We start from the raw sequence: 24,803 nt of genomic DNA on the forward strand, positions 1-24,803 counted from the left end.
CACCATCACAGCCATTAAAATGCGTGCTGCCAGGTCAGACTAAGCGTTCTGCCCATACCGGCAAAATGGCTGCTGGCGGCCGGATTGGTTTGCGAGTGATACGTGATGTACTGTTTGTCAGTCAGGTTATCCAGGCCCAGCGTCAGACTCCCCCACTTGGCATGCTGATAGCGCAGCGAGGCATCTAGCGTCAGGTACCCGTCAAAATCATTACTGGCATTAAAGTCCATATCAAACAAACGGTTCATCTGAATACGGCTACTCAGAGCGCTTGTCCAGCTTTGCTGCCAGTACAGATTTAAGCGCTCGGGTGCCACATTCACACCACCAAGATCCGACTCCACCACACCGTCACCATCGCTGTCATACTGACCTTGAGTGCGGGCATAACTGGCGCCAATCAGGCTGTTGCTATTCAGGTAAACCTGCGCTTGCAGTTCAAAGCCGGAGATGTCGGTTTTTTCCCGCTTAACGGAGAAAATACCATCGGCATCCGGCTGCAAACGTGAACCTAAATCTGAGTCAGACTGAAAATAACTGCTTTGTAAATTCAGCCAGTTGTTGCTGTATTCCAGACCAATTTCTCGGTTGTCGGATACCACAGGCTGTAAACTCAGGAAGGAGGTGACCGACATGCCCGGCTTATTGATACCGCGCAGCACCCTACCCACATCCGGCATGCTGAAGCCTTCACTGTAGCTGGCGAACAAACGCAGTTCAGGGGTTATCTGATACACCACGCCCAGATTTTGCAACAGCTCATTGAAACTCGGCTCACCACCTTCCACAAAGGTGCTGTTGTAGCTGGCTAAGGTGGTAAAATCATCCACCTTAAGCTTGCCGTATTCGTAGCGGGCACCAATATTAAATACCCAGTCATCGATACCGTCATAGCGAAGCTGAACAAAAGGTGCCAGGTTATTAAATTTGGCCGCTGGTACCCATTTACGGCCGGTCAGCGCCAGTTCCTGATAGGTTTCATCCGACAGCCAGTCAAATCCGGTGACAAGGTCCAGATCCGTACCGGCCAGATTCTGCTTAAACCAAGTCAGACGGCTACCGTATTTCTCAGACTTATTCTGAGACTGGTCATACAGATTGTCACCGTAGGTCGGATCCTGGAAGGCGGCAAAACGACCACCGCCATAAAGCGCCGCAAAGTCCTGCACAAACAACTGCCAGGTTAACTGCCCGCCAAAAAACGCCTGGTGCTGGTAGTCGAGGGACGCGGTGGTGACTTTATTCTGCGGGGCTTCGCCATCAATTTGCCCTTTAATCGCAGTGGTTGGCAATCCCAAAACAGGATCACCCGCCACAGACAGATAATCGCCATTTCCCTGAATATCGAAATGGTTCACCATCAACTGCAGGCTTTGTTCTTCGCTCATCTGCTGGCGGACTTTAATGAACAAATCCTGGCTTTTGGAATCCTGGGTGTCCCCTTGCGTACCATCAACACCGATAAGTTCGCCATTGCCATCGCGATACATACCTGTGCTGGTTAATGACACCCCGGCCACCAGTTCGGTGGACTCACCGCCGTGGCTAAACAAGTAGCTGGCCTTATAGCTTTGACTGTCGCTGCCTGTAGGGGTTGAGAATCCCGCACTGAGCTGATGGGGCTTTTCGCCCGCCGATTTAGTCACAATATTAATGATACCGCCACTGGCGCCCATGCCTTGGATGGCATTGGCACCGCGAATCACTTCGATACGCTCAATCATGGCCGGATCAATGGTTTTACCATCCCGGGAGCCATTGCGCAGAGGGTTTGATTGAGGAACACCGTCAATCATATACAGAGGTTCACGACCACGCAGAGTTTCACCGGCGGCGGTCAATTTCTGACGGCTGGGTGAAAAGCCGGGTAACAAGTTACCCAATATTTGCGATAAATCCTGGGTATGCGCGAGCTGAGCCTGAATTTCTTCCTGACTAATCAGACTAATGGCCGCTGGCACGGTGCTAACAGGGTAAGCACCACGGGTTGCCGTTACCGATACACGTTCAATATCATCCGCTGCGTGTACAACTGAGGTGACGGCGAGAAGTGGAACAAGAAATTTGCCAGACATGGAAAGAAACCATTAATGAGAAGGATTCGCATTTTATCACCAGTTCTGACAGGGTCAATGACAAAGCCGCCTCTTTTCCGTTCCAGCGGCCCTAATTTGAAGTTATTCCAGCACCACTTTCATCACACCACCTTTATACAAACCTAAGTACAAGACTTCCTTGCCCTGCTCTCGGCGACTGGCCATGCTGTAAACGCCGCCAAACAAGCTATTATCGGCATGCTGATAGTTCTGCCAGTTCTTCCCCCCATCACGGCTGATTTCAAGAATCAGACTCTGTGGGTTGTCGTAATCTTTGCTCCAGCCGGCGGTATACATCACATCAGGATTCTGACTATCCAGCAGTAAACCAAAGTAAAAACGATAGTTGTCATTGGTGCGCAGCACTTGCCAGCTCTGACCATAGTCACTGCTTTGGATCAAGCCCCCCTCACCGGTTATAAACACACGCTCGGGATCAGAGGGATGCATAACAATGGATTTGACAACACTGGGGGCAGGCAACAAATCGACAATATCCGGGTAGTTCTGTTCGGCCAGTGTTTCGATATCCAATTTTCGCAGAATGATATTTTCGATAGCGCCCTGACCGCCATACCAGACATCCGGCTTGCTGGGATGTACCGTTAGTGCTGACATACCGCGGGCAAAGCCATTCCATCCTCCGGCTAACAAACGCCAATTGCGGCCTCTGTCTTCCGATACCGCCAGTACATCATAACCCACGCCATATAGCTTGCCCTGATGCACAGCCAGCCTAAATGCGGGTTCACCGCTCATATCGCTAAAATTATGTGTCAGTACTTCCCAACTCAGGCCATCATCCTTGCTCTCAGCCAACAGACTTTTATCTTTTTGCATGGCGCTGATAAGCAAGTGACGTTCGCCGTAGCGCACTATATCCAACACCTGCCAGTCGGCCTGACTACGAAGCAGCCACTGGTCATCCTCAAGGAGGTAAACACCTGCATTGGTTGCGGCATAAACCGTTGATTCTGTCGCTAACAACTGATTCACAATCTTGCCCTGCAAACCACTTTGGGCAAAGGTAGGTTGGGGGATGGTTGGCGTCGGGTTGGGTTTTGGTCCTTCTAGCGACCCGCCCCCAGAGCCGCAGGCCAACAGCATAAAACCGCTAAGTGCAAAACAACAGGTCCGATAGGTATTGATCCAGCTCATTCGATTCTCTCCATTGAAGATGTTCAGCATAATCCCTGCAAGCCGTTGTTATCATGGAATAATTTGTGAACAAATGTAATGCTTATTTTGCGACTGCTAAGTCTTGGAAAATCCAAGAGGCTCACTAACGGTTGATAATGTAAGCCGGCCATGTTGCCAGGGTCACGTGGCGCAGAGTATGTGTCAGTTAGGTAAAGACCAAAAAACGGCACTCAGGGTGCCGTTTTTTAACGCGTTGAGATTAACTATCAGCCTTGCAGAGGCAGAATCTTCAATTCCACACGACGATTACGCTGGCGGTTTGCATCACTGTTATTATCAATAAGCGGCTGATACTCACCTAATCCCACAGTAGTAATACGGCGATAATCAACTTGTTGGCCAAGCAGGAAGTTCTTCACAGAGTTAGCCCGAGCTTCAGAGAGCTTCTGGTTGCTTTCGGCACTACCAACATCATCGGTATGCCCTTCAACCATTAAGGTCGTTTTGGGGTATTTGTTCAGTACTTTGGCCACATCTTCCAATACCGGGTTAAATCCCTGAGAGATACCGGCACTGCCGGTTGCAAAAGTGATGTTACCAGGCAGTTGCAGTCTTAGGTTGTCACCTTCACGATATACTTGCACGCCGCTGCCGGCCAACTCATCACGAAACTCCTGCTCTTGCTGGTCCATATAGTTGCCAATGGCGGCCCCGGCCAAAGCACCTACCGCAGCACCCCAGACATAACGACTTTTGGCATTGTCACCGGTGGCTTTACCCAGCAAAGCCCCCGCCACAGCACCAATGGCCGCACCTTTTTGAGTATTGTTGGCTGTCGTCTGACATCCCGTCAGCGCCAAGGCCGAAACGGTGAATAATATAAGAACTTTCTGCATGACAACTCCGTGCAATTTATGAAAACAGGGTCAGATTACCGCATCAGACTTAATCAAGCCTGAACAGTGTAGAACAATTTAGAACGTATTGATCATATCGGATTTCCAAGGATAGATTATGCCGATAGAATCACTGCAGTATTTATTTTCATAACTGGGGAAGAGCCAATGCTTACAGCACAAGAAGCGCTAGACAGACTCAAACTGGGCAACAAACGTTTTGTTGCAGGAGAAAGCGAGCTGGAAAAACTGGTCAATGAAAACCGCAGAGATAAGCTTATCAGCAGTCAGGCACCTTTTGCCGTCATTATTGGCTGCTCAGATTCAAGAGTGCCGGTTGAAATCGTTTTTGATCAGGGCTTGGGCGATCTTTTTGTGATTCGGGTAGCAGGTAATATCGTGGCGCCATCGCAAATCGGTAGCGTCGAATTTGCTGCCGAACAGTTTGGCACCCGTTTAGTGGTCGTCATGGGGCACAGCAAGTGTGGCGCCGTACATGCCACGCTGGAACAGCTTCAACGTCCCACTGACGCCCCGTCCAAAAACCTGGGTTCCATCGTTAAACGCATTCGCCCCGCAGTAGAAGCGCTGGTCTACACTGACCTGCGAAATGATCAAAAAGCGCTGGCAGAACAGGCCATTCGAGCCAATGTCAGGATGTCAGTGAACACCTTAAGCGCTGGCTCTGCCGTATTAGAAAACCTGATTAAAAATGACGGGCTGATGGTGGTGGGTGCTGAATACTCACTGGAAACCGGGCAAGTACATTTCTTCGATAACTAAGTGTCTATGCGGCGGCCTGTTTATCAGGTCGCCAACTGCTGGAAACGGCAGCGATAGGCATTATCCACCCGAAATCTGTCGCCGGATTTCAGAGACACCAGCAACTCTCCTGAAGCCCCGGTAGATGCACAGTTCATATGATTAAGGTTAATAATGATCGATGAACTGATACGGCAAAACGACTTTGGATTTAGCTGTCTTTCAACGCCCAATAGACTATGCCGCCCAACCACTGACTCTCGCAGGGTATGCAAACAAACGTAATCTCCCGCTTCCTCAACCCAGTTAATTTGATGATGGGGCACCTTGCGCCAGTGTTCACCGTTTTTTACCCGCACAACATCATTTGAGGATGCAGCAGAATACTCCACAGTATTCTTTTCCCCACACTGGCTTGAAGTCAGGCACAGACTAAAGTCCGCCTGCGGATGTGCAGAGGAGCGGATAAAATCCATTAAGGTGTAAGGACACAAGGGCTTTAATAAATAGCCGTCACAAAGCTGGGAAAATTGCTGCCGCAGGTCGGAAGCACTAACCAGAATGGCTTTGGTGTGTAGCAGCCCTTGTGCCCGCATAGCGCGAATAACTTCATCACCGCGCATCAGGGGCATCTCAACATCGAGAATCACCAGATCAGGGCGCTGGGCCAGAATCCCTTCCAAAGCCTGTTTTCCATCTGCATAAGCGCCAACCACACTCACCCCAGGCAGCAAGGCCAGTTGGCCTGCCAATCCTTCACGTGCCAGCACTTCATCATCGGCAATAATAACAGATAGGTTGTTCATCAGTTTTGTTCGAATGGAAGACTAATGCGAACACCAAACCCATTCGGATCAACCACATAGAGTTTCAATGATTGTTTATCCTGATATAGCACTTGTAGCCTGTCTGTAATATTTTGTAATCCGACACCTTCCTGGTTGACCTCGGAAAGCTCGGTCAACGGCCCGTTGTCTTCCACCTGCAAATATAAATGCGCATCGACCACCCAGGCTTCCACCACAATTTTTCCGCCCCGGGACATTTTCGCAATGGCATGTTTAATGGCATTCTCAATTAACGGTTGTATCAGCAAGCTGGGCACCAAGGCAAACTCCGCATCAGGGTGTACGTGAAGCTTAACTTCCAACCGCTCTCCGAAGCGGGTTTTCTCAATATCCAGATATAGCATCAAGGCGCTTATCTCTTCATGTAACCGAATCTTCTTCTCCGGGTCAGTATCCAAAGAGAAACGCAGAAAGGTCGACAACTGACTTAACATGCGGTTGCAGCGCTGCTTATCATCTCGCATGACGAGCGTTGAAACGGCATTAAGACTGTTAAATAAGAAATGAGGATTAATTTGGTAGCGCAGCATACGAATCTGCGCCAGATGGCTCAAACGGGCCGCCTGATACCGCTGCCCTTGGGCATCCACTAAACGAAAATGGTAATTGATGCCAAAGTACAAACTGCACCACACCATAATGATAAAGAAGGAGGTGCTGACCATCATAAACAGATGTACCCATTCAAACCCTGGAATGGTCTGCAGGGCAAAAACATCTTCCCCTCTGGCAAAATGCAGCAACAGGTTTTTAGGCACGGTCCAGAGTACAGAAAGCAAGGCACTGACACCGAGAATCATGATGCCAAGCCATAAAGGCCGCATATGCATACAATGTCGGAACAAATACCTTAGTGGTATAGTTAACAGCATCCCTATCAGGGTGATAGGGATTAGCAGATAGACAATGCTATAACCAAAGTAGTTGTAGCTACCAAACAGAAACAGATTGTCGAAAACTAACACCAGATAATAAAAGAGCCAGCCACTAATATGTAGCAGCCAAAAATTGGGCTTTTTTAAAAAAGCTTCGTTAACCTTTCCCAGTTCCTGACATTCAAAAGACTCACTCACCCGCATCTAACCCTAACATCTGAAATAAGGGCTTACGGTAGGTGTTGCCGATGCGTACTTCGTCCTTGTTGGCCATCTCCAGGGTACTGTAACGACCCAGTTCGCTATTGATGGCATCAAGATACTGAATATTAACCATGGCCGAACGATGGATACGAACAAACTTGTCAGGATCCAGAAGTTGCTCAATGGCCGTCATCGATTCTCTGTGCAGGTAGGTACGATGTTGACAATGTAACTCTAGGTAATTACCCGCCCCTTTTATCCAGATAATGTCACGAGTCTTAATAAACTGAACCTGACCATTGGTTCGCACCGCTAAGATATCCCGGTTTGGGCTGCTTAATGTCAATTTCCGATGCAACTTTTCCAGAATGCGATCAAATCGTCCGTCATCAAAGGGTTTAAGCAAATAATCATCGGCTTCTATCTCAAATGCCTTATGGGCATGCTGAGAATATGCTGTAGTAAAAACCCAACGGGTATTAAGTGCTGAATTTAGCTCGGTTGCCAGATTAATACCGCTGCCACCGATGATTTCTACATCCATAAAGCAGACTTGCGGCCGCTTTTCCAGCAACAATGCCCGGGCATCTGAATAACTGTCGGCCTCAGCCACCACTTTCCAGTTCCCGCGCTGAGCAATTAACCTGGTAAGACGCTCCCGGGCTAGCTCCTCATCATCAACCACCATGCATGTGAACATGTTTTCCCCACAACTTCTTGTTACTGCTTATATTTATATCAACCATCAGAATACCAACCCGCTTTTGCTGTTTGCGCCAGAAAGCCCCACTGTGGCAGCACTTTTATCCATCGTTGTTATCGACGTGCAGTACATTTACGACTTATTTACACTCCTGTGATTCTGCAACAGCACAAAAAAAAAGCCAAGGCACAGGCCTTGGCTTTGTTGTTACAGGGATTAACTAAATTAGAATGACACTTTCATGCCCAGGTACAAGCGACGTGGCTCAACCCAGTTCATGGCTTCGCCGAAGTTTTTCGCGCCATCTCCTTTCAACAAGTCCTGCTCACGTATAACCGCTTGATTATCCAACGCGTTAAAGACATCCAGGAAGAACTCAGCCTTGTAGATATCAATATCCATGCTGTATTTAACCCGTAAATCCAGGACGCCATACGATGGCGTTACATGAGAGCCTACGGCACCGTCCTTAATCCAGGTGTCAACCAGACCACCATAGTTGTAAGCATCCTCTTTATCGATTAGCACAGGTAAATGACGGCCACTGGCCGAGAAGGTTTCGCTGTAACGTAACCCTGAGTTCCAGTTATAAACCGCGCCAATTTCTATGCCGTTATCGAAGAAATAGGAGGCTGCAATCTTGAACTGGTTAGCAATATTGCCTGGCTGCTTACCATACTGGTTAGGCGCGCGAGGGTCGAGTACGCTCCAGTCACCCTGATAATCGGCGTTACTGTCTGAGTTGGTATTACCTTCCGCATCATTATGCGTAAAAGAGGCCAACATCTGCCAGTTATCGGTGCGGTGCTTACGGAAAGCCAGTTCATAACCTTTGTATTTACGTACACCGCCTGCCAGGGTGCCAATCACATAGTTTGTCCCCGGCTTTTTCGTGAAGCCGAAATAAGATAGTGGCAACTCCAGGAAGGTTCCGGCGTACTTACCCGTTTCGGAGTACAACCCCAAATCATAATCTTCCAGGATATCGCTGGTTTCACGGTCCGTATAGGTCACCGACACACTCATATCATCCAGAATGCTCTGCTGATAACCAATCATAAATTCATCGGTATAAGGTGTTTTGGTGCTAGGGGCGAATAAGGCATCCGCTGGTCCACGCTCACGATAGGTCACCCATTTCTCACCGATATGGATCTGTTCACTTAGCACAGTACCGGCTTTATTACCGGCAAAGGAGGTCATATTGGTACGAACGGGATCATAATAGCGCCCGGTAAATGCCCAGACCTTGCTCTCGCCGTCGCCATTGATGTCATATACCACACTCAAGCGCGGTGCATATTCCCAGTCGAAAGTGAATATTTTGGAGCCATCGTTGGCAAAATGCGACCATCTTTCCGCTCTTACTCCACCACTAACGGTCAAATTATCCAGCGTCCAGGTATCTTGCAGATAGAAAATCTGGCCCTTGGTTTCAAACTGAGAGGCCGCCTGGAAGGACTGCATTACGCGATATGAGTTAATCTGGTTGTCAGGGTTACCGTCTGTGCTGTCAAAAGTAATAGCACTTACCTCATCAACACTCAATTCACCATTATTATCTGTATCCAGTAACCCCATAAAATAGGCCGAGTCACTGCTACCTTTGATACCGCTGATAATCCTATCCATATCAGTATCGGTGAACTCTACCGAGCCTACCCAATCGCCATCCAAATACTCCCCTAAGGTAATACCAGCATTAGATGTTGCTATAGAGCTATATTGTGTATCGGTATAGAGCTGGTTGCTATAGTTCTCGTTCTTCTCTCTTTCGTAGCCAAACTCAATCTTATGCTCACCCAAATCGGTATACAGATAGTATTCCAGATTCAAGTACATATTCTCTTTGTTACGAAAACGTGTTGTGTTGGCACCCAAACCACCGCGCAAAGTATCAGCCTTGGTCGGATCGCCCCCTAAATAGGCCACATCGTTACGAGTGGTTTGGTCGGCGGCCACATCCGTCAGTTCGCCTTCGTGAGACATAAAGCCAGCAGACAGAATCAAATCATCCCATGAATGGGTATAATCAATTTTGTAGTTATCGCCGCCCTGGGTACGAACCCGATCACGGTTATTTGGTGTATTGGCATCGTCCGTACCACTGATATCAGTGGGGTCATTAAAGTATGTGAACGTCAGACGGTCATCATCGGTGGCCTGCCAGGTCACTTTAGCAAAACCCAGTTTTTCTTCGCTCTCGACAGAACGCATCAGATTTCCCGTTTCCGGGTCAGCAACATCGGAGTCTTCGTTTTTAATCTGATAAGAGGCGAAGAACCAAAGTTTATCTTTGATAATGGGGCCGCCCAAGGTCACTGCCGCATCAAAGTTACTAAAGCTCTTCTCGCGAGACCCATCATTCTTATAATCAGATACCAGGCTATCATTCTGCATATAGTAGTTAATTGAGCCATGGAACTCGTTACTACCAGATTTAGTTACCACGCGGGATACTAAACCTGCACCACCGGCATATTTAGCCGGAACACCACCGGTAATAATTTGCTGTTCCTGAATAATTTCGGAGTTGAAGTTAGCGCCGAAAGTACCAGTGGAGTTATCCGTTACGTTAACGCCATCAATATAATAAACGTTATCGGAAGAGCTGCCCGCACTACCATTGCGCGGATCAGGGATATCTGAATAGTTAACCCCGGATTTAGATGACGGGTTGTTACCTGCACTAGGTTTAACCCCTGGCACTAGCTGCAGGTAGCTTTGATAGCTACGCCCTGTTGGTAAAGACTCGGTCAAATCCAAGGTGATATCGGTTGCCACTACGGAGGATGTGGTATCCATCGCTGCAACTTGCTTACCTGTCACTTCGATTTTTTCGAAGTTTTCACTGGAAACCTGATAGTTCAGGCTTAAGCTTTTACCGGTAACCACGCGGACGTTGTTCGCCACCAAAGGCTGATAGCCTTGCCCGGTAATATTCACTTCGTATTTAGTAGAAGCGTCCAAGCCAACCAGACGCACATTACCCTCTGCATCTGAAACCGCTTCTTTCTCTGTCAAACTGTCAGGGGTCCTAACTTTAACAACAGCACCAGCAACGGGTTTACCGTTGTTATCAACGATACTAATACGTAAACCGCCGGTATCAGCCAGTACGCTGGTTGAAAAGCTCAATGCCGCGGCGACCGCTAAGGCAGTCAGGCGCCTATTGAATTTTGCTCTCATGTCACATCTCCTGTGGAGTTATTATTGATTTCCATCGGCGCACAACTACGCCGATTATGGCCACGCTATCAGCGTGCCACCCACAGGGGCTGACTCAGTGACAAAACACACAATTTCGAATGTAAAATGCCCAGATAAGATGGTAAAAAACTATCTAACCCAGGGACGAAAGGCGCAGATTAAGGGAGCTAATAACAGGGAAGCATAAAGGGGCAATGGCACCTCAGGCACCATTACCCACATAAGCTCAAGACTCGAACAAGTCCTGATGTAATACCTTGATAACGTCGGTACTGTCTTCGTCTTTTACCAAAAAAGAGATATTGTGAGGGTTGGCGCCGTAACAGATAAGGCGCAAGTTAAACTCACTGACTGCATTAAAGATGCGACTGGAAACGCCGGCAGCACTATGCATATTATTGCCGACCACAGTCACCAGGTCGTAGCCCTCTTCGACAGTCACTTCACTGATTTGTTTTAAATCTTCGATAGTGGCTTTATTCAACCTGGCTCGAACCGAATTAGGCGGATTATCTATCGTCAGTGATACGGCGATCTCTGAGGTGGTAACCAAGTCTACGCTCAGATGATGACTGGCCAGTATTTCAAATACCTGCTGTAAAAAGCCAGAGGCGTACAACATGCTCGGGGTTTTAACCGTGACCAGCACTTGGTCTTTTCTGCGTGTCAATGCCCGGTAATAGGGTTCCTGCTCACAGTTCTTCACAATCCAGGTGCCGCCCTTATCTGGCTCGCGACTGGATCCAACAAATACCCTGATGTTCTTTCTGACCGCTGGCACCATAGTGGCAGGATGCAGCACCTTGGCACCGAATGTGGCCATCTCTGCCGCTTCTTCAAAGCTCAGTTCAGGCAGTGGCCTGGCTTTATCGGTAATACGGGGATCTGTGGTGTAAACGCCGATAACATCGGTCCAGATTTCACATGTATCGGCTTGCAGCGCTTCGGCCAACAAAGCCGCGGTATAATCAGAGCCGCCGCGTCCCAATGTCGTGGTATTGTCTTGCTCATCGGAACCGATAAAGCCCTGAGTCACCAATACCGTCGCAGCCAACTCGGGCTGCATCAATTTCTCACTCTGGGCGGCAATCAGACTGATATCAGGTTCAGCCTGACCATATTCACTGTCGGTTTTAATCACTTTACGGGCATCGAAGTTTGCGGCAGGTTGGCCCATTTGACAGAGCAACTCGGCAAACATCAGTGACGACATACGTTCGCCCAACGACAAAATGGCGTCCTTTAAATCCGGACGATGCAAAATTTCTTCATGACAGGCCAACTCTCGTAACTGACCAAGCAGTTCATTCAGTTTCGCCTCAACAGGAGCTGGAGAGTTCAATCCGCTCAGGATAGAAAACTCAATCTCTTCAACCTTAGCAATCAGCGCATTGATTTGCTCAAAGGTCAGTTCTTCATTAGCCAACTGCACCAGGTAATTCGTAACACCAGCTGCCGCACTGACAACTACAACCCGGGTCGCCGGATTGTCGATAACGATACGCGCACAGTTGCGCATCGCGTCAATATTCGCGACGCTGGTTCCGCCAAATTTGGCAATATTGAGTGACATAGCTCCCCCCACAAACAAAATCATCCCGATGTTCGGCGCACAGAGAAGGTACAGCAGTCTTGCTGAACCACCACCCAGAGGAATTTTCATTCATAAAAAATGAAATATTATGCAAAACAGAAAACCTGAATTTTCTACTCACATAAGGGTCTGGGCCAAGCATGATAGCGTCTATTCACCCTGTGACAATGAAAATATTCGCTATAAGGCATGCCAAATTTTATCTGGGCTGTGCTTATCTTTTGAATATAGATTTTATTCAAAAGATAAGTACGGCTCGAAACATGAATCTACGCAAAAACACGTGACAGAAACATAAAGATATAAAGAGCCAAACGGGTTTAGTCACAAAACAACGGGAAGTCTAGGTTCAGGATCTTTATCAATTGGATGATTGGCTGGCATGGCGCTTTAAACGCGCATCAATAAACTGCTTAACAGAAGGGGGCTTGCTGCATTTCACCATACCGCCGGCTATCCCCATTAGTACCGCAGCCACCTTATTGCCAGTTGAATCACAATTGGCCTCAACCATCAAGGCTTGCATACGCTTTTCATCTTCACTCAACCGCTCGCTGAAGTCAGGAATGTCCCCAATAGGATTCTCACGTTGTTGCCGGAACTGCCGCGCTGCCTGTTCCGCCACTTGCTGCTGTTGCTGCGCCTGCCAGCCACGCAGATGGCGCTGTGCCATGGACATATGTTCACTTGTGCCGCCCAGTACCTTGCCGGCTTCAGGGGCTGACTCAGTCTCGGCGACAGGCGCCTTTGGTTCAACCACGTTGGTATCAACCACCTCAGTTTTATTTACCTCTGGAACTGGCTGCAAAGCCGGCTTTGCCATTTTAGGCGGTGTTGGCTTTGTGGCTATATCCATTGTCGCCGCTGGCTCTTGAAGCGGCTCAGCTTCAATGCCTTTTTCCGTCGGCTCAGGCGGCAAAGGCGCAGTTATGGGAGGTGGGATCCACAGTCGCGCCTTGATAACCTGTTCTGTTTTGTTCGGTCTGGAAGGGGAGTTTTGTTGCAGCAGGATAAACGCCAGCAGCGCATGTGCCAGCACAGATATTCCTATCCATGGCCACAAAGCTGGCAGCTTGGCACTGTTGACTTCCTGCTGCAAAATCATTCCGCGACAATAAAATATGCCATGTAGATTACGCGCACGTTAAGAAAGTTCATTCCTAGCCGTCAGTTACAAACTACCGTGATAACTTTCTAGTCGGAAAAGTACGGCTATTTTGCAGCAAAGGTCCGTAATCTGTCACCCGACATCCGATAGCCAATCCACTCCGAAAGCGGCTCAGCCCCCAATGATTCGTAAAACGCTCTGGATGGCGTGTTCCAATCCAGACAACTCCACTCAAAACGCCCGCATTCTTTGTCAACCGCAATACCCGCAAGATGTTTCAGCAGCGCCACCCCATAGCCCTTGCCACGCTTAGCGGGAGAGACATACAGGTCTTCCAGATACAAACCGGGCTTAGCCAACCAAGTTGAGTAATTGTAGAAATACACCGCAAAGCCAACCGCTTCACCACCCTGCTCAGCAATCAGGCCATATACGCCAGATTGTTCACCAAACATACTGTCTTGAATGGTTTCCAGCGTGGCCTTCACTTCATGCTCAGCCTTCTCATAGATGGCCAGTTCTCGAATAAAGTGCAAGATAGTGGCGGCATCTTCGCGCTGCGCAGCCCTGATATTGAAGTTTGTCATACATGCTCTCTGTTATAGGTCTAGGCGGGCAATATTAACCGATTAATTAACTGCACCTGGTGCATACTATGCACATTCTCATGAACAATATTCATATAGATGCGACTACAACAGCTCGATCTGAATCTGCTTTTACTTTTTGATGCCTTGTACCGACATGGCTCAGTAAACCTTGCCGCGGAAGAGCTTTGCCTAAGCCAATCGGCCTTTAGTCACGGATTAGCAAGGTTACGGCAGCGCCTTGACGATGACCTCTTTGTCAGAACAGGTAAGCACATGCAGCCCACGCCCAGAGCCATTAAGCTAGCAGCCGGTCTGCATCAGGCTCTGCCTTTGCTGGACGCCGCGCTTAGCGACAATTCCAGCTTTGAGCCATTACATAGTAAGCAAGAGTTCACCCTGGCGGCCACCGACTACACCGAATTCCACTTGCTCCCTTCTCTTACCTGCCAATTGGCTACTCTGGCCCCCGGCATTCGCTTGAAGCTGTTGCCTGCCAGTCGCGTCGGTGCTGAGCGGCAACTGGAAGACAGCAACATCGATTTTGTGCTTGGGTTTACCCACGATGATAAAAAGTACCCCGGCGTGGAATCACTCAGTTGGTATCAAGGCAGTTATTGCACCCTGGCCAAAGCAGGACATCCAGCCCTGAAAAAAGGCCTGGACATGCAGACATTTCTGTCCCTTTCACACATCCGCATTTCGCCCTGGGGAGAGCGCTCAGGTATAGTTGATAAAGAGTTGCACAAGCGAGGGCTTAGCCGCCATGTGGCAGTGCAGCTTCCCAGTGCCTTGGCAGCAGCGTTTTTGGCCGTACAAAGTGATTACTTGCTAACACTGCCCAGACATATCGCTGATACCGTACTTAAGCATTTGGATATTGAGCTGTTTGCACCGCCCTTACCTATTCCCGACTATCGTTTAAAACTCTACTGGCACAAGGTAAACAAGGACAAGCCCGCACATCGTTGGCTGCGCGAACAAATTGCAACAATAAGTAAAGCGGCAGAATAATAAACGGGGCCGAAGGGCCCCGCTTGTGAATCAGTGGTGATGACCACCCAACTGTACTTCCAATAGCTCGACATTGCCGTTGAAATTCAGGCTTTTCACCTCATCATCCTTTTCAACATTAACCAGGTTTTCCTGCTCCGGCCAGATGTCACGCAAGGCATTATGCTTTACCGACAACGCCTCCAGGGTAACCGGGGTCGGCGTCTCCTGATACACCCAAAAGAATTTCCCTTCGGTCTCAAAGCCCACCGCACCTAAGGGTAAGGCTTGCCCGTCACGCATCAGGGCAAAACGCTCCGCCACATATTCAGCAAACTGACGTTGGGTTTGTTCAGACCCAATGATATCCGCCTCTTTACCAAATATTTCCTTTACCGCATGTTCAGCATCATGCAGGTAAAAGCGATGCATAACCTCAATATGCTCGGTCCGGGGATTAAACAATACCTTAGTCACCGAGGCTTTTTGCTGGTGAGCCAGGCTGGCAAATGCCGCCAGCACCAGGCTGACGGCAATAAGCAGTTTAACGTGCTGCTTGATCATTAGTTGTTCTTCTCGTCCTTGTCGGTTTTTAACTCGGTCTTGATATCCTGCATGATATCGCGGCTAACCTTAGCCTTGGACTTCTCAGATTTATAGGCCTCAACACGGGAAGGCACAATACGTCGGGGATAGAGGTTGTTCTCTATGTCCGCGTCGGCGGTTTCCCAACGAGGGTCCACTTCTACCTGCGTCAGCTCTTTACCCTTATCAGTGACAATCAGCTTCTTCACTTCTTTGGGGCTGCGACGCCAGATCTCGGCAGGAATGCGCATGGTTTCACTACTGCCATCGGCATAATCCAGCTTCAGGATAATGGGCATCACCAAACCACCAACATTGGAGAATTCCAGCACATAGTAGTTCTTGTCTTCTTTTACCGCGCGCTCAAGGGTTTCACGCTCCCAGTCTTCCAAATCCTTGATGAACTTGTTGTACTTGTTGCGCTCTTTGTTGGTCACGGTCCAGCGGTCATGTTCGTCATAGAAGTCTTTCAGATCTTCATTCAGTTCACGCCACTCACGGATACCTTCTTTACGGTTATTTTCCAGGCTCATGGACAATGGCTTATCCAGATCCTGGGCTTTATCACGAGCAAAATCGATGTCCGGATTTTCGGTATCCAAACGCAGCTTGTAGACTTTATCTAACGAGATATCTACATGATCAGTGCTGTAGAACCAGCCACGCCAGAACCAATCAAGGTCAACACCGCTGGCCTCTTCCATAGTACGGAAGAAATCTGCCGGCGTGGGGCGTTTATACAACCAGCGACGCGCATACTCTTTGAAAGCAAAATCAAACAGCTCTCGGCCCAAAATAGTTTCACGCAAAATGGTTAGCGCCGCAGCGGGCTTAGTGTAGGCATTAGGGCCAAGACGCAATACGGAGTCAGACTGAGTCATAATTGGCACTTGGGTGCTGGACACCATGTAATCCACAATTTCAGAAGGCTCAATCCCCCAAGGCATATCGGAGTCCCATTCACGTCCGGCCACACCGTCCAGGAAGCTATTCAGGCCTTCGTCCATCCAGGTCCACTGACGCTCATCCGAGTTAACCAACATAGGGAAATAAATATGCCCGATTTCATGGATAACCACGCCAATCAGGAAACGTTTTTCCGCCTGGGTATAAGTACGGCTACCATCATCCTGCAAGGTGGTACGCGGGCCGTTGAACGTGATCATGGGATATTCCATCCCACCTACCGGGCCATTTACTGACTGAGCCACCGGATAGGGATAGTCAAAGGAGAAGCGTGAGTATACTTCCATGGTATGCACCACAGCTTCGGTGGAATATTTCTTCCACAGATCGCCACCTTCTTTCGGATAGAAAGACATCGCCATCACCAATGGCTGCGTATCGCCGCCCTGCTGATAACCTTTGGCATCCCACATAAACTTACGCGATGACGCCCAGGCAAAATCTCTTACCTTATCGGCTTTAAAACGCCAGGTTTTGGTTTTGCTGGTGCCTTCTTTTTCGTTTTCCAGCGCCTCTTCAGCGGTTACAACAAACACCGGGCGCTTGGCCTTTTCGGCCTCTTTGAGGCGCTTTCTCTGTTCGCGGGTCAACACCTTATCGGCGTTTTGCAAACTACCTGTGGCCGCTACGATGTGGTCGGCAGGCACGGTAATCTCTACGTCGTAATTACCAAACTCAAGGGTGAACTCGCCGCGACCGAGGAATTCTTTATTAGTCCAGGCTTCATAGTCAGTGTAAGCATGCAAACGCGGGAACCATTGAGCCAGCTGGAAAATATCATTGCCACCTTCACGGGCATCCTTGGGGAAATGCTCGTAACCACCGCGAGCCGAAACTGCATTCTCTTCCACTATGTTGTAAGCGTAAGTTAGCGAGAACTGAGTGGACTGACCGGGCTTTAGCGGCTGGTTCAGATCAATACGCATATTGGTACCCACCAAGGTCACTTTCAGCGGCTTACCATTACCGTCCTTAACGTCTTTAATCACATAACCTAATTCATTGTCGGCCATAAAGTGTTGGCGGCGCAGTTCATCCAGGCTAAGACGTGCCGGCTTTTTACCATCTCCCGCAGACGTCGCCGGACCACGACGACCAATGCCAGCAAAAGCTGTCGTCAGCTCGGCCATAGAATCGGATTTGAAAATATTCTGATCCAGCTGCAGCCAAAGATAACGCAGGGTATCCGGTGAATTATTCTGGTAAGTCACCTGTTGGCTTGCTTCCAGTCGGCGCTTGTCTTCCAACAACTTCGCCTGAATTTTGTAATCTACCTGCTGCTGCCAGTATTGATGACCTGGCTCTCCTGCGGCATTTCGATACACGTTGGGAGTGGGCAGCACTTCATCAAGCTGACGAAATTTGTCCTCGAAATCGCCTTTAGTCTGACGGATAGCGTCAGCACTGGCTTGCAGACTGCAAAGCAAGGCTGCAGAGATAAGCAATGGTCTTAACATGGAATGTCCAAAAACTTGTTGGCAAAATGTCGACGGGGTGGGTGTGCTCTACGGCTCCTCATTCCCCGGGCGCAAGACGCCAGACTACCCCACAAGCCATAAAAAAATAACCAGCCAGCGCCAGATAAATCGGCCAATGGTCTAGGAAAAGAGATAAAGGGGGCTGAAATTCCTGCAAAGCTACTTTTCTCAACTACGCTGAAGTCAGGGAATGTGAAGGAATTAGGATGCGCTGCGCTTTTTTCTCCCTGTCAGCAGGACTTATCAGTAGTTATTTACTCGGCCAGGATATGACCACCGAACCTCATTTTATCTGGGCGGTAAACGATGCCCCACCCTTTCATATTCTGCAAGGAAAGTACCAAGGACAAGGTTTTTGTGATGTTTTAACCCAGCAACTACAAGATTCATTGAGCGGCCATCACGAAGTGATGTACCTGCCCCCAGCCAGAATTGCCAAACTACGCGAGCAAGGTGCGCCCTTATGCTTTCCCTGCATGATAAAGCGTGCAGACACCTTAGATACCACCTATTCCCATGCCACCTTGTATTATGAACCTCACCAACTTTTTACCAGCCCGGACGCAGCAGCCCAATTGCAGGCTAAACATGGTCGACCAATATCACTGACCACCCTGTTGCAGGATCCCGAATTTTCTTTTGTCAGACCCTTAGGACGGCAATACGGTGAACATCTGCAACCCTTGCTGAATAACTACGCCGATAAGGATAAACGGCATATACAATTGGCCGGCGAAGCACCAACAATGACCATGCTACGCCTGGTCACAGCGAAGAAACTGGATTACAGCCTGGACTATCCGGTTATTGGCCGCTACTTCGAGCTAACCACCCGCCTCCCCCTCGCCTATCTGCCGATTGCTGAAAACCGGCACAGTGCCATTATCGGTGCAGTGGGATGCAGTAATAGTGAATGGGGAGAGAAGGCAATTGGCCGTATTAATGAGGCATTACCCAGCGTACTTCGCTCAGCCGCCTATTTGCACAATTTGGAGTTTTGGTTTGCTGATGCCAGCCCGGAGTTCTGGCATCAGTATCAACGGCGGGTATTAAGTCAGTCGCCAGAGCAACAGATTAAGATTTCAAACTAAACCTGCGTCTCAACGCCACCAGCATCCCCGCAAGCAAAACACCCCAGCTTAGACTACCGCCAGAGCTGGAACTTTCAGACGTTGGCAACTGGTTAATCAGGGTATTTGGAACAGGATTAAGCTCCGGATGCGTATTAATGGCGGCGTCCACTACCACTATATCGGTAATCAGCACCAGGTTTTCGCCTGCGATATCAGCGTCGGCATCGCTGTAATGGCGCAGCGGCATATTACGGAATCCCGCACCTTTGTTAAAGGTAGGCAGAGCGGCAATCGCATCCACTACTTGCATACCATCCCCCAACACCTGACCAAACACGGTGAAACCATGGTTTTGTAAATCCAGGTTGGCACTGTTGTCTTCCAGGTTAATAAACCACTCGGAGGTGGCGCTGTCCGGATCATTCGCTTGCTTAGCCATGGCGATAGTACCGCGTACATTGGACAACTTAGGTTCATTGACGACAGACGGCCCTTTACTCAGGGTGTTAAGCGGCAGCTCACCGTCAAACTGGTACCCACCCGCCTGAATAATAAAATCATCCATGGAACGGTGGACTACATTATTGAAATAAGCGCCGGATTTTACGTAGCCAAGAAAGTTTTCCACTGTTTTTGGGGTTTTGCTGTCATACAGGTTGACCTTGAAATTCCCCATGACGGTTTGTACTTCAACCACAGTAGCCTGTGCAGACCAAGCAGACAGTGCCAGTAAACCCGTTCCCAGGACAAGATTAAGATGACGCGATAACTTCATTGGCGCTTTCCCACTAAGTATAAGAATTAACTCAAAAGGAAAGCTTAAGCGGGTGGCAAGGGAAAAACCTTATCAGTTTGTGTTCTTTTGTGTTTGCCTGTAGCACAGGGACGAACAAGTTCGCCCCATACTTTATACTTTTGCCAGACGATTAAATCGCCAGGTTAGTAATACTCCAAGCCCGGCAAGCAACAAGACCAAGGCCAGTGGTAATGGGTATTGCGCCGTTGGCTTTGCCACAAACGCTGGAAAGGCATTGAAATCATCAGCGTCCATTTGCCGATCAGCGAACAGATAAGGGTAAACAAACTCGCGTAATTGGCGATGAAAGTCACGGATCTGCTCAAGGTACGCAAAATACGCCTGACTATCTGTTCCTGCCATTGCATACAGGTAGCGCTGCAACAACAAACTGGGAGACAGCAAACTGATCTTGTCCAGTTGCCTATCTCTGGCCTGATGTTCCATCAGATAAGCCTGCCATTTATCCTCAACCGCCTGGTCACTTAAATGCTGCATGGCAAAGTACCACTTCCAGTGAAAGCGCCCGCTGAAATCAAGCTGCTCTGTGAACTGCGGATAATGCTCAGCAAAGTCAACCAATGCCTGATGCATATCCTGATCCCAACCGTTATTCATCACCAGACGCTGTTCAACCGCCGCTTTCAAAGGCAACTGTGCGTCAAAGGAGCGGCCTTGCTGTAAGTGCACCAACCCCGGTAGTAATACAGCTAAGAGCAACCACACAGATAGGAAAGCCAGGTTGTTGTACAGAGAATCACGATTCAGGCTGATAATCAGCCCTGCGATCAAAAACCACAGCAAACAATAGAGCAAGCTGATACCGATAAAGGCCACGAAAAGGCCGTCTAGCGGTAGCCCTACCACCACAGCAGCCACAACGAATAACAGGCAAACCAGCAAGGCAACCAGAGCAAAACGAAGCAACAGCGCCCTAATGATAAGTCGCGCTCCGGTGTGCGCAGACAAGGCGTTAAGCATTCGCCAGCGGCCACTTTGCCGTTCTTCTGACAGCAAACTGACCGTAACAATGCCGACCAGAATGGGTAACAGATAGGCCAGCACAAAGCCAAGGTCAAACCCGCCCGCCCGGCTTCTGGCTGGATTGATCAGTTCGCGGCCGTAGATCTGCCCCTGCAAAGCCAAAGCCTGCAGACGCATGGCCGTTAGTCGATACTGACTTTGACCTGAGAACAATGCCGCCCAAGGTGACAACTGCCATTGAGTAGGCACCGACGCATAATAGGCCAGTGATCCCACTTCCGGGATTTGCGCGGCGCCACTGATTTGCTCTTTCTCCTTATCAAAAAGCAAAGCGGTGTTCTGTTGGTCCTGCATTTGCTTGTCATAGTTAAACGCTCCCAAATAAACCGCCAGCAGGCCACTTAATAAAAACACCAGCAGGCTGAGGTTATTGGCCTTGCCGCTGAACATGCGTCTGAGCTCAAATTTAAACACGGACATACGCCCTCCTTTGTACAGTCGGCAACCACAGCAATATCAGCAACATCCCAAACAGAAGCAACGCAGATAACGTCGCTCTGCCCATCCCAGACAGAGACCAGCTTAAGGCAGGAAAGGCATAGTGAAAGGCAGGAAATGTCTGCCAGTAACTGGCGGACAGACGCTGCCCACGGTCATCGTGATAATCCACTTCCTCAACATGCAGCTTATTGAGCTGTTGAATGCGGGCATAACGATGCGACTCAGCTTGTTGCTCGAAGTCAAAGAAGTGACGACTATCGGTGCCACTTAACGCCATGCTCAGATCCCGCGCTGCCAGATAGGGATTCAACCAGTAAAAATGGCCGACAAAGGCTTGTTGCTGGGCAAATCGCTGCAACTGTGCCTGGTAGTGGCGATCATAAATCTCCGCGGTAATCCGCTCCCCTTCTTGCATCACCAAACCTCGGTAGTTGACCGGCAGATCCTCAACACGCGTCACCCCATACTGAGCCAGTATGCGCTCTTTAAACGCGTTGAAATGCGGATCATCAGGATTGTGACTGTTGCCTGTTTTACGCACCTCGGATTTTACTGTCTGGGTAAAATCGTTTCGTTTCAAATGCGGATACAAGGTCTCAGCGCTATCGGCCAGTACGCGCGGCATCAGAACCGTTAACACAAACCACAAGGTCACTAATACACTCAAAGACTGACGTGAGGTGGATGACAGTAAAGAGCACAGCAGAATTAAGGCCACCCAAATCAGGCAGTACAGCAGATAAACAGCCAACAAAAGTAAACAACGCCACCACTGCTGGATGTCAGTCCCCACCTCAGAAAAAGCCGCTAGCAGCAAGGTCGCACAGAATACCGGCAGTATAAAAGCCAGGGAAAGCAGCAGATATGCCAGTGCTTTGCCCACCAGCAATTGCCGGAAACTAACGCCCAGCGAAACCAGTTGCTGTAAGGTGCCACTGTCTTTCTCACCACTTAGGCTGGCAAACCCCATGGCAATTAACAGCAATGGCCATATCAGCAGTAAGGTATTGGCTACCGACAACTCGGAAAACCTGAGTAGCAGTTCGGCATTGTCATCTTTTGAGAAGTTGGCACTGTTTTGCTTGTGCGCCTCCAGAAAGACACTGTGCCCTACCCAGCTGTTCACGCCTTGATCAAAAAAGCTCAACATGCCCGGCGGCCGAAATGCAAAATGACCAAAATGTGCCACCCTATGAGGGTGGCGATCTGGCTGGGCTAGCCATTGTTCTTCCACCATGGCCTGCGCACTTTGCTGCACAACCAGGTTCTGTTGATATTGCTGCCAACTGTTCCACAGTACTAGCGCGAGCAAAAATTGCGCTAACAGGAACAACAGCTTCAGCGTTTGGTTATGCCACTTTCGTTTTAGCTCGTGGCAACAAACTGTCCAATTGATACTCATCCTCAGCTCCTAAAAGTGATAGGACAGGCTGAGGTTTACCCCTCGGCCATCAGCGGGTGAATGGATTGTTTCAGCGCCCAGGAGGTAGACATACTCGTGGTAAGTATCAAACAGATTGTTAATACGAAGACCGGCATTTCCCCACCCAAAATCATAGTTAAATGCCAGGTCAATCAGCCTGTAGTCACCATAGCGCTGCGCTTGTACAAAGTTGGAGACATAATAATCCCCCTGCCAATGGCCGTATAACGCCACATTTAACTTATCCAGGCCGCTGTATATCAATCCCAGTGTGGCAGTATAGGCTGGAACCCCTAACAGCCAGTTCCCTTTGCTATCGATCTTTCCGGGCCCAGGTTCGGTTAATGTCGCTTTTTGTCTGGTATAAGAGGCAAAGCCCGACCAATCCGCATTCAGGTCCGCGCTAAGGGCTAAATCCCAGCCCCGGCGGCGAGTTTCACCCAGGTTCTCGAAGTCGCCTGAACCGTCGGTTTTCGGGGTTAACTCATCCCTGGCGTCTTGTTGCCACCAGGATAAACGGCTATTCAGCCATGCTGTGGGTTGCCAATGCACACCGCTCTCATAGCCATAGTTTTTAGCAAGCTTATGCTCAGTACCGGCCTTAACATATGCATCAGCCCCCGTAGGAGCCTGAAAGCTGACCCCGTAGTTGGCAAACAAATTCAGGTCATCATTGACCTGATACAACAGATTGAATTTGGGCAATACGGTGGTGCCATTGTCATTCAGATGACGAGTTTGCTGACTAAGCAGATTCAGCAATTCTCCGCTGAATCTGTCCACCCGCACACCACCGCTAATTGTCCAGGGCCCCTCTCGGTATTGAAGCTGGCTGTAGCCTCCCCAATTGTTGTAACTAAAATCCCAATTACGGAAGGTGCGCTGGCGGACACGTTTTTCGGTCACATGACGGCTGTTTTGGTTGTCCTGCGCCTGATAATCCAGTCCCGCCAGGAATAACCAGTTCTCTCCCAAGTTACGACTTAGCTGCAGAATGGCACCCTGCTGTTGATCTTTCTCCAAGCGCTCTTGCTGTGGAGACGTCGCGGTATATTGCAGATATCGATGACGGTCGAACTGCTGCCAATACAACTTGCCATTGAAATGCCAGTCGGCTCCCGTGTCATGCTGCCAGTGCAAACTGATATGGCGGGTTTGTTTATCTCCAGTGTCATCTTGCGCATAGCTGGCAGACTGGCTAGGGTCCTGACGACTTTGCGCCTCGGTAAGGTAGCCCGGCGCCTGAGCTTCATAATTAAAATAGCGGGCAATCACGCCAAATTCAGTTTGGGGAGACAACTGATAAAACCATTTACCTGAGAAGGTTTGCTTCTCCAATTCTGCGTGATCCCGATAGCCATCGGTTTGCCTGTGACCGACAAAGTAGTGTTGGGAAAAGCGCTCACCGTTGTGGCCATGATAAAACTGCGCTTCGCGGGTATTAAAACTGCCGTACAACACCTCTGCTTCACTAGCCTGGTCACGTCGACTATGCATATTCACGGATCCAGCCAGGTTGTGCAGACCGTATCGAACGTCCTGATTCCCTTTTACCACTTCCATGCGCTCCACTTCCATGGGAAACAGCGCATCCATTTCAGCCAGCCCAAGATGCAAGTTACTTGGCACCCCATCGATCAGCAGTTTCACATGAGGCATTGACCCTTCACCATTAAAACCGCGAATGGCAAAGTCGGTAGACACTATGCCCTGATTAAAACGCGCAAAATAGATACCCGGTATTTTCTTCAGTAAATCCACCGTGACATTGACATGTTCGTTTTGTAGTTGGTCGCGATTAATAAGGTCCACGGAGCCTGCGAGGCTAGATTGCTGCACGCCATTTTGACGGCCTATGACTTCTATGCGCTCGCCAATCACAATTTGAGAACTACCATCAGGTGCTTCATCGGCCAGCGAAGTACCAGCATAAAAAGAGGCCAGTACGGTGTTGGCCAATAGTTTGAGTTTGTATGTCATA

General features: G+C 49.2%; 19 protein-coding genes. 3 read left to right on the forward strand and 16 right to left on the reverse strand.

The window, feature by feature from the left end; genetic code table 11:
* Positions 1–14 precede the first annotated feature (14 nt).
* From IEX02_RS02160 to IEX02_RS02170, 3 genes are all read right to left on the reverse strand, one after another.
* On the reverse strand, positions 15–2,075 hold the full coding sequence (locus IEX02_RS02160) for a TonB-dependent receptor (protein ID WP_188689617.1): 2,061 nt from the start codon (positions 2,073–2,075) through the stop codon (positions 15–17).
* A gap of 102 nt (positions 2,076–2,177) precedes the next feature.
* Positions 2,178–3,254 (reverse strand): hypothetical protein, encoded by a 1,077-nt coding sequence (locus IEX02_RS02165; protein ID WP_188689619.1) that lies wholly within the window; start codon positions 3,252–3,254, stop codon positions 2,178–2,180.
* A gap of 248 nt (positions 3,255–3,502) precedes the next feature.
* A complete protein-coding gene (locus IEX02_RS02170; protein WP_188689622.1) occupies positions 3,503–4,132 on the reverse strand; it encodes a YiaD family glycine zipper/OmpA-like lipoprotein in 630 nt (209 codons plus the stop codon).
* A 168-nt stretch (positions 4,133–4,300) separates the two neighbouring features.
* On the opposite strand from IEX02_RS02170, the gene IEX02_RS02175 reads away from it, so the two are divergent.
* Positions 4,301–4,915, forward strand: a complete 615-nt coding sequence (locus tag IEX02_RS02175; protein ID WP_188689627.1) for a carbonic anhydrase — start codon at positions 4,301–4,303, stop codon at positions 4,913–4,915.
* Between the two features lie 23 nt (positions 4,916–4,938).
* On the opposite strand, the gene IEX02_RS02180 is transcribed toward IEX02_RS02175, so the two are convergent.
* The 7 genes from IEX02_RS02180 to IEX02_RS02210 form a co-directional block, all read right to left on the reverse strand.
* Positions 4,939–5,700, reverse strand: coding sequence for a LytR/AlgR family response regulator transcription factor (locus IEX02_RS02180; RefSeq protein WP_188689630.1), 762 nt, complete (start codon positions 5,698–5,700; stop codon positions 4,939–4,941).
* A complete protein-coding gene (locus tag IEX02_RS02185) occupies positions 5,700–6,815 on the reverse strand; it encodes a sensor histidine kinase (protein ID WP_188689633.1) in 1,116 nt (371 codons plus the stop codon). Before IEX02_RS02185 ends, IEX02_RS02180 begins: the two co-directional genes overlap by 1 nt.
* The gene (locus IEX02_RS02190) at positions 6,808–7,521 is read right to left on the reverse strand and encodes a LytR/AlgR family response regulator transcription factor (protein ID WP_188689636.1); all 714 of its coding nucleotides are present in this window, start codon (positions 7,519–7,521) and stop codon (positions 6,808–6,810) included. The genes IEX02_RS02185 and IEX02_RS02190 overlap by 8 nt, the downstream gene beginning before the upstream one ends.
* Before the next feature lie 228 nt (positions 7,522–7,749).
* Positions 7,750–10,713, reverse strand: coding sequence for a TonB-dependent receptor (locus IEX02_RS02195; protein WP_188689639.1), 2,964 nt, complete (start codon positions 10,711–10,713; stop codon positions 7,750–7,752).
* Between the two features lie 247 nt (positions 10,714–10,960).
* On the reverse strand, positions 10,961–12,307 hold the full coding sequence (gene lysC, locus IEX02_RS02200) for a lysine-sensitive aspartokinase 3 (RefSeq protein WP_188689642.1): 1,347 nt from the start codon (positions 12,305–12,307) through the stop codon (positions 10,961–10,963).
* A gap of 382 nt (positions 12,308–12,689) precedes the next feature.
* A complete protein-coding gene (locus IEX02_RS02205) occupies positions 12,690–13,427 on the reverse strand; it encodes a hypothetical protein (RefSeq protein ID WP_188689646.1) in 738 nt (245 codons plus the stop codon).
* Between the two features lie 113 nt (positions 13,428–13,540).
* A complete protein-coding gene (locus tag IEX02_RS02210; RefSeq protein WP_188689651.1) occupies positions 13,541–14,023 on the reverse strand; it encodes a GNAT family N-acetyltransferase in 483 nt (160 codons plus the stop codon).
* 99 nt (positions 14,024–14,122) lie between these two features.
* Between IEX02_RS02210 and IEX02_RS02215 the strand changes: the two genes are divergently transcribed.
* Positions 14,123–15,037: a LysR family transcriptional regulator gene (locus IEX02_RS02215; protein ID WP_188689654.1), complete on the forward strand. Its 915-nt coding sequence runs from the start codon at positions 14,123–14,125 to the stop codon at positions 15,035–15,037.
* Positions 15,038–15,067: 30 nt separating this feature from the next.
* On the opposite strand, the gene IEX02_RS02220 is transcribed toward IEX02_RS02215, so the two are convergent.
* Positions 15,068–15,580 carry a DUF6702 family protein gene (locus IEX02_RS02220; protein ID WP_188689656.1) on the reverse strand — a complete coding sequence of 171 codons (513 nt, stop codon included), beginning with the start codon at positions 15,578–15,580 and terminating at the stop codon, positions 15,068–15,070.
* Positions 15,580–18,024: a M1 family metallopeptidase gene (locus IEX02_RS02225; protein ID WP_188689659.1), complete on the reverse strand. Its 2,445-nt coding sequence runs from the start codon at positions 18,022–18,024 to the stop codon at positions 15,580–15,582. The genes IEX02_RS02220 and IEX02_RS02225 overlap by 1 nt, the downstream gene beginning before the upstream one ends.
* A 227-nt stretch (positions 18,025–18,251) precedes the next feature.
* Here IEX02_RS02225 and IEX02_RS02230 point away from each other — a divergent pair, with 227 nt between their 5' ends.
* On the forward strand, positions 18,252–19,136 hold the full coding sequence (locus tag IEX02_RS02230) for a hypothetical protein (RefSeq protein ID WP_188689662.1): 885 nt from the start codon (positions 18,252–18,254) through the stop codon (positions 19,134–19,136).
* Here IEX02_RS02230 and IEX02_RS02235 read toward each other — a convergent pair.
* The 4 genes from IEX02_RS02235 to IEX02_RS02250 form a co-directional block, all read right to left on the reverse strand.
* Complete coding sequence (locus tag IEX02_RS02235; RefSeq protein WP_188689665.1) at positions 19,120–19,893, reverse strand: peptidylprolyl isomerase; 774 nt, start codon at positions 19,891–19,893, stop codon at positions 19,120–19,122. The genes IEX02_RS02230 and IEX02_RS02235 overlap by 17 nt on opposite strands.
* Positions 19,894–20,025: 132 nt before the next feature.
* Positions 20,026–21,378, reverse strand: coding sequence for a DUF3526 domain-containing protein (locus IEX02_RS02240; protein ID WP_188689668.1), 1,353 nt, complete (start codon positions 21,376–21,378; stop codon positions 20,026–20,028).
* A complete protein-coding gene (locus tag IEX02_RS02245; RefSeq protein ID WP_188689670.1) occupies positions 21,365–22,801 on the reverse strand; it encodes a DUF3526 domain-containing protein in 1,437 nt (478 codons plus the stop codon). Before IEX02_RS02245 ends, IEX02_RS02240 begins: the two co-directional genes overlap by 14 nt.
* 9 nt (positions 22,802–22,810) lie before the next feature.
* The gene (locus tag IEX02_RS02250; RefSeq protein ID WP_188689673.1) at positions 22,811–24,802 is read right to left on the reverse strand and encodes a TonB-dependent receptor; all 1,992 of its coding nucleotides are present in this window, start codon (positions 24,800–24,802) and stop codon (positions 22,811–22,813) included.
* Position 24,803 lies beyond the last annotated feature (1 nt).

This window comes from Bowmanella pacifica (assembly GCF_014645355.1).
Lineage (GTDB): Bacteria > Pseudomonadota > Gammaproteobacteria > Enterobacterales > Alteromonadaceae > Bowmanella > Bowmanella pacifica.

What these genes read in the sequence shown, in the direction of transcription:
- IEX02_RS02225 (WP_188689659.1), bottom strand. Translation starts at nt 18,024, where the DNA reads ATGTTAAGACCATTGCTTATCTCTGCAGCCTTGCTTTGCAGTCTGCAA.
- IEX02_RS02235 (WP_188689665.1), bottom strand. Translation starts at nt 19,893, where the DNA reads ATGAAGTTATCGCGTCATCTTAATCTTGTCCTGGGAACGGGTTTACTG.
- IEX02_RS02220 (WP_188689656.1), bottom strand. Translation starts at nt 15,580, where the DNA reads ATGATCAAGCAGCACGTTAAACTGCTTATTGCCGTCAGCCTGGTGCTG.
- IEX02_RS02165 (WP_188689619.1), bottom strand. Translation starts at nt 3,254, where the DNA reads ATGAGCTGGATCAATACCTATCGGACCTGTTGTTTTGCACTTAGCGGT.
- IEX02_RS02245 (WP_188689670.1), bottom strand. Translation starts at nt 22,801, where the DNA reads ATGAGTATCAATTGGACAGTTTGTTGCCACGAGCTAAAACGAAAGTGG.
- lysC (WP_188689642.1), bottom strand. Translation starts at nt 12,307, where the DNA reads ATGTCACTCAATATTGCCAAATTTGGCGGAACCAGCGTCGCGAATATT.
- IEX02_RS02230 (WP_188689662.1), top strand. Translation starts at nt 18,252, where the DNA reads ATGCGCTGCGCTTTTTTCTCCCTGTCAGCAGGACTTATCAGTAGTTAT.
- IEX02_RS02175 (WP_188689627.1), top strand. Translation starts at nt 4,301, where the DNA reads ATGCTTACAGCACAAGAAGCGCTAGACAGACTCAAACTGGGCAACAAA.
- IEX02_RS02195 (WP_188689639.1), bottom strand. Translation starts at nt 10,713, where the DNA reads ATGAGAGCAAAATTCAATAGGCGCCTGACTGCCTTAGCGGTCGCCGCG.
- IEX02_RS02160 (WP_188689617.1), bottom strand. Translation starts at nt 2,075, where the DNA reads ATGTCTGGCAAATTTCTTGTTCCACTTCTCGCCGTCACCTCAGTTGTA.
- IEX02_RS02240 (WP_188689668.1), bottom strand. Translation starts at nt 21,378, where the DNA reads ATGTCCGTGTTTAAATTTGAGCTCAGACGCATGTTCAGCGGCAAGGCC.
- IEX02_RS02170 (WP_188689622.1), bottom strand. Translation starts at nt 4,132, where the DNA reads ATGCAGAAAGTTCTTATATTATTCACCGTTTCGGCCTTGGCGCTGACG.
- IEX02_RS02190 (WP_188689636.1), bottom strand. Translation starts at nt 7,521, where the DNA reads ATGTTCACATGCATGGTGGTTGATGATGAGGAGCTAGCCCGGGAGCGT.
- IEX02_RS02215 (WP_188689654.1), top strand. Translation starts at nt 14,123, where the DNA reads ATGCGACTACAACAGCTCGATCTGAATCTGCTTTTACTTTTTGATGCC.
- IEX02_RS02210 (WP_188689651.1), bottom strand. Translation starts at nt 14,023, where the DNA reads ATGACAAACTTCAATATCAGGGCTGCGCAGCGCGAAGATGCCGCCACT.
- IEX02_RS02250 (WP_188689673.1), bottom strand. Translation starts at nt 24,802, where the DNA reads ATGACATACAAACTCAAACTATTGGCCAACACCGTACTGGCCTCTTTT.
- IEX02_RS02180 (WP_188689630.1), bottom strand. Translation starts at nt 5,700, where the DNA reads ATGAACAACCTATCTGTTATTATTGCCGATGATGAAGTGCTGGCACGT.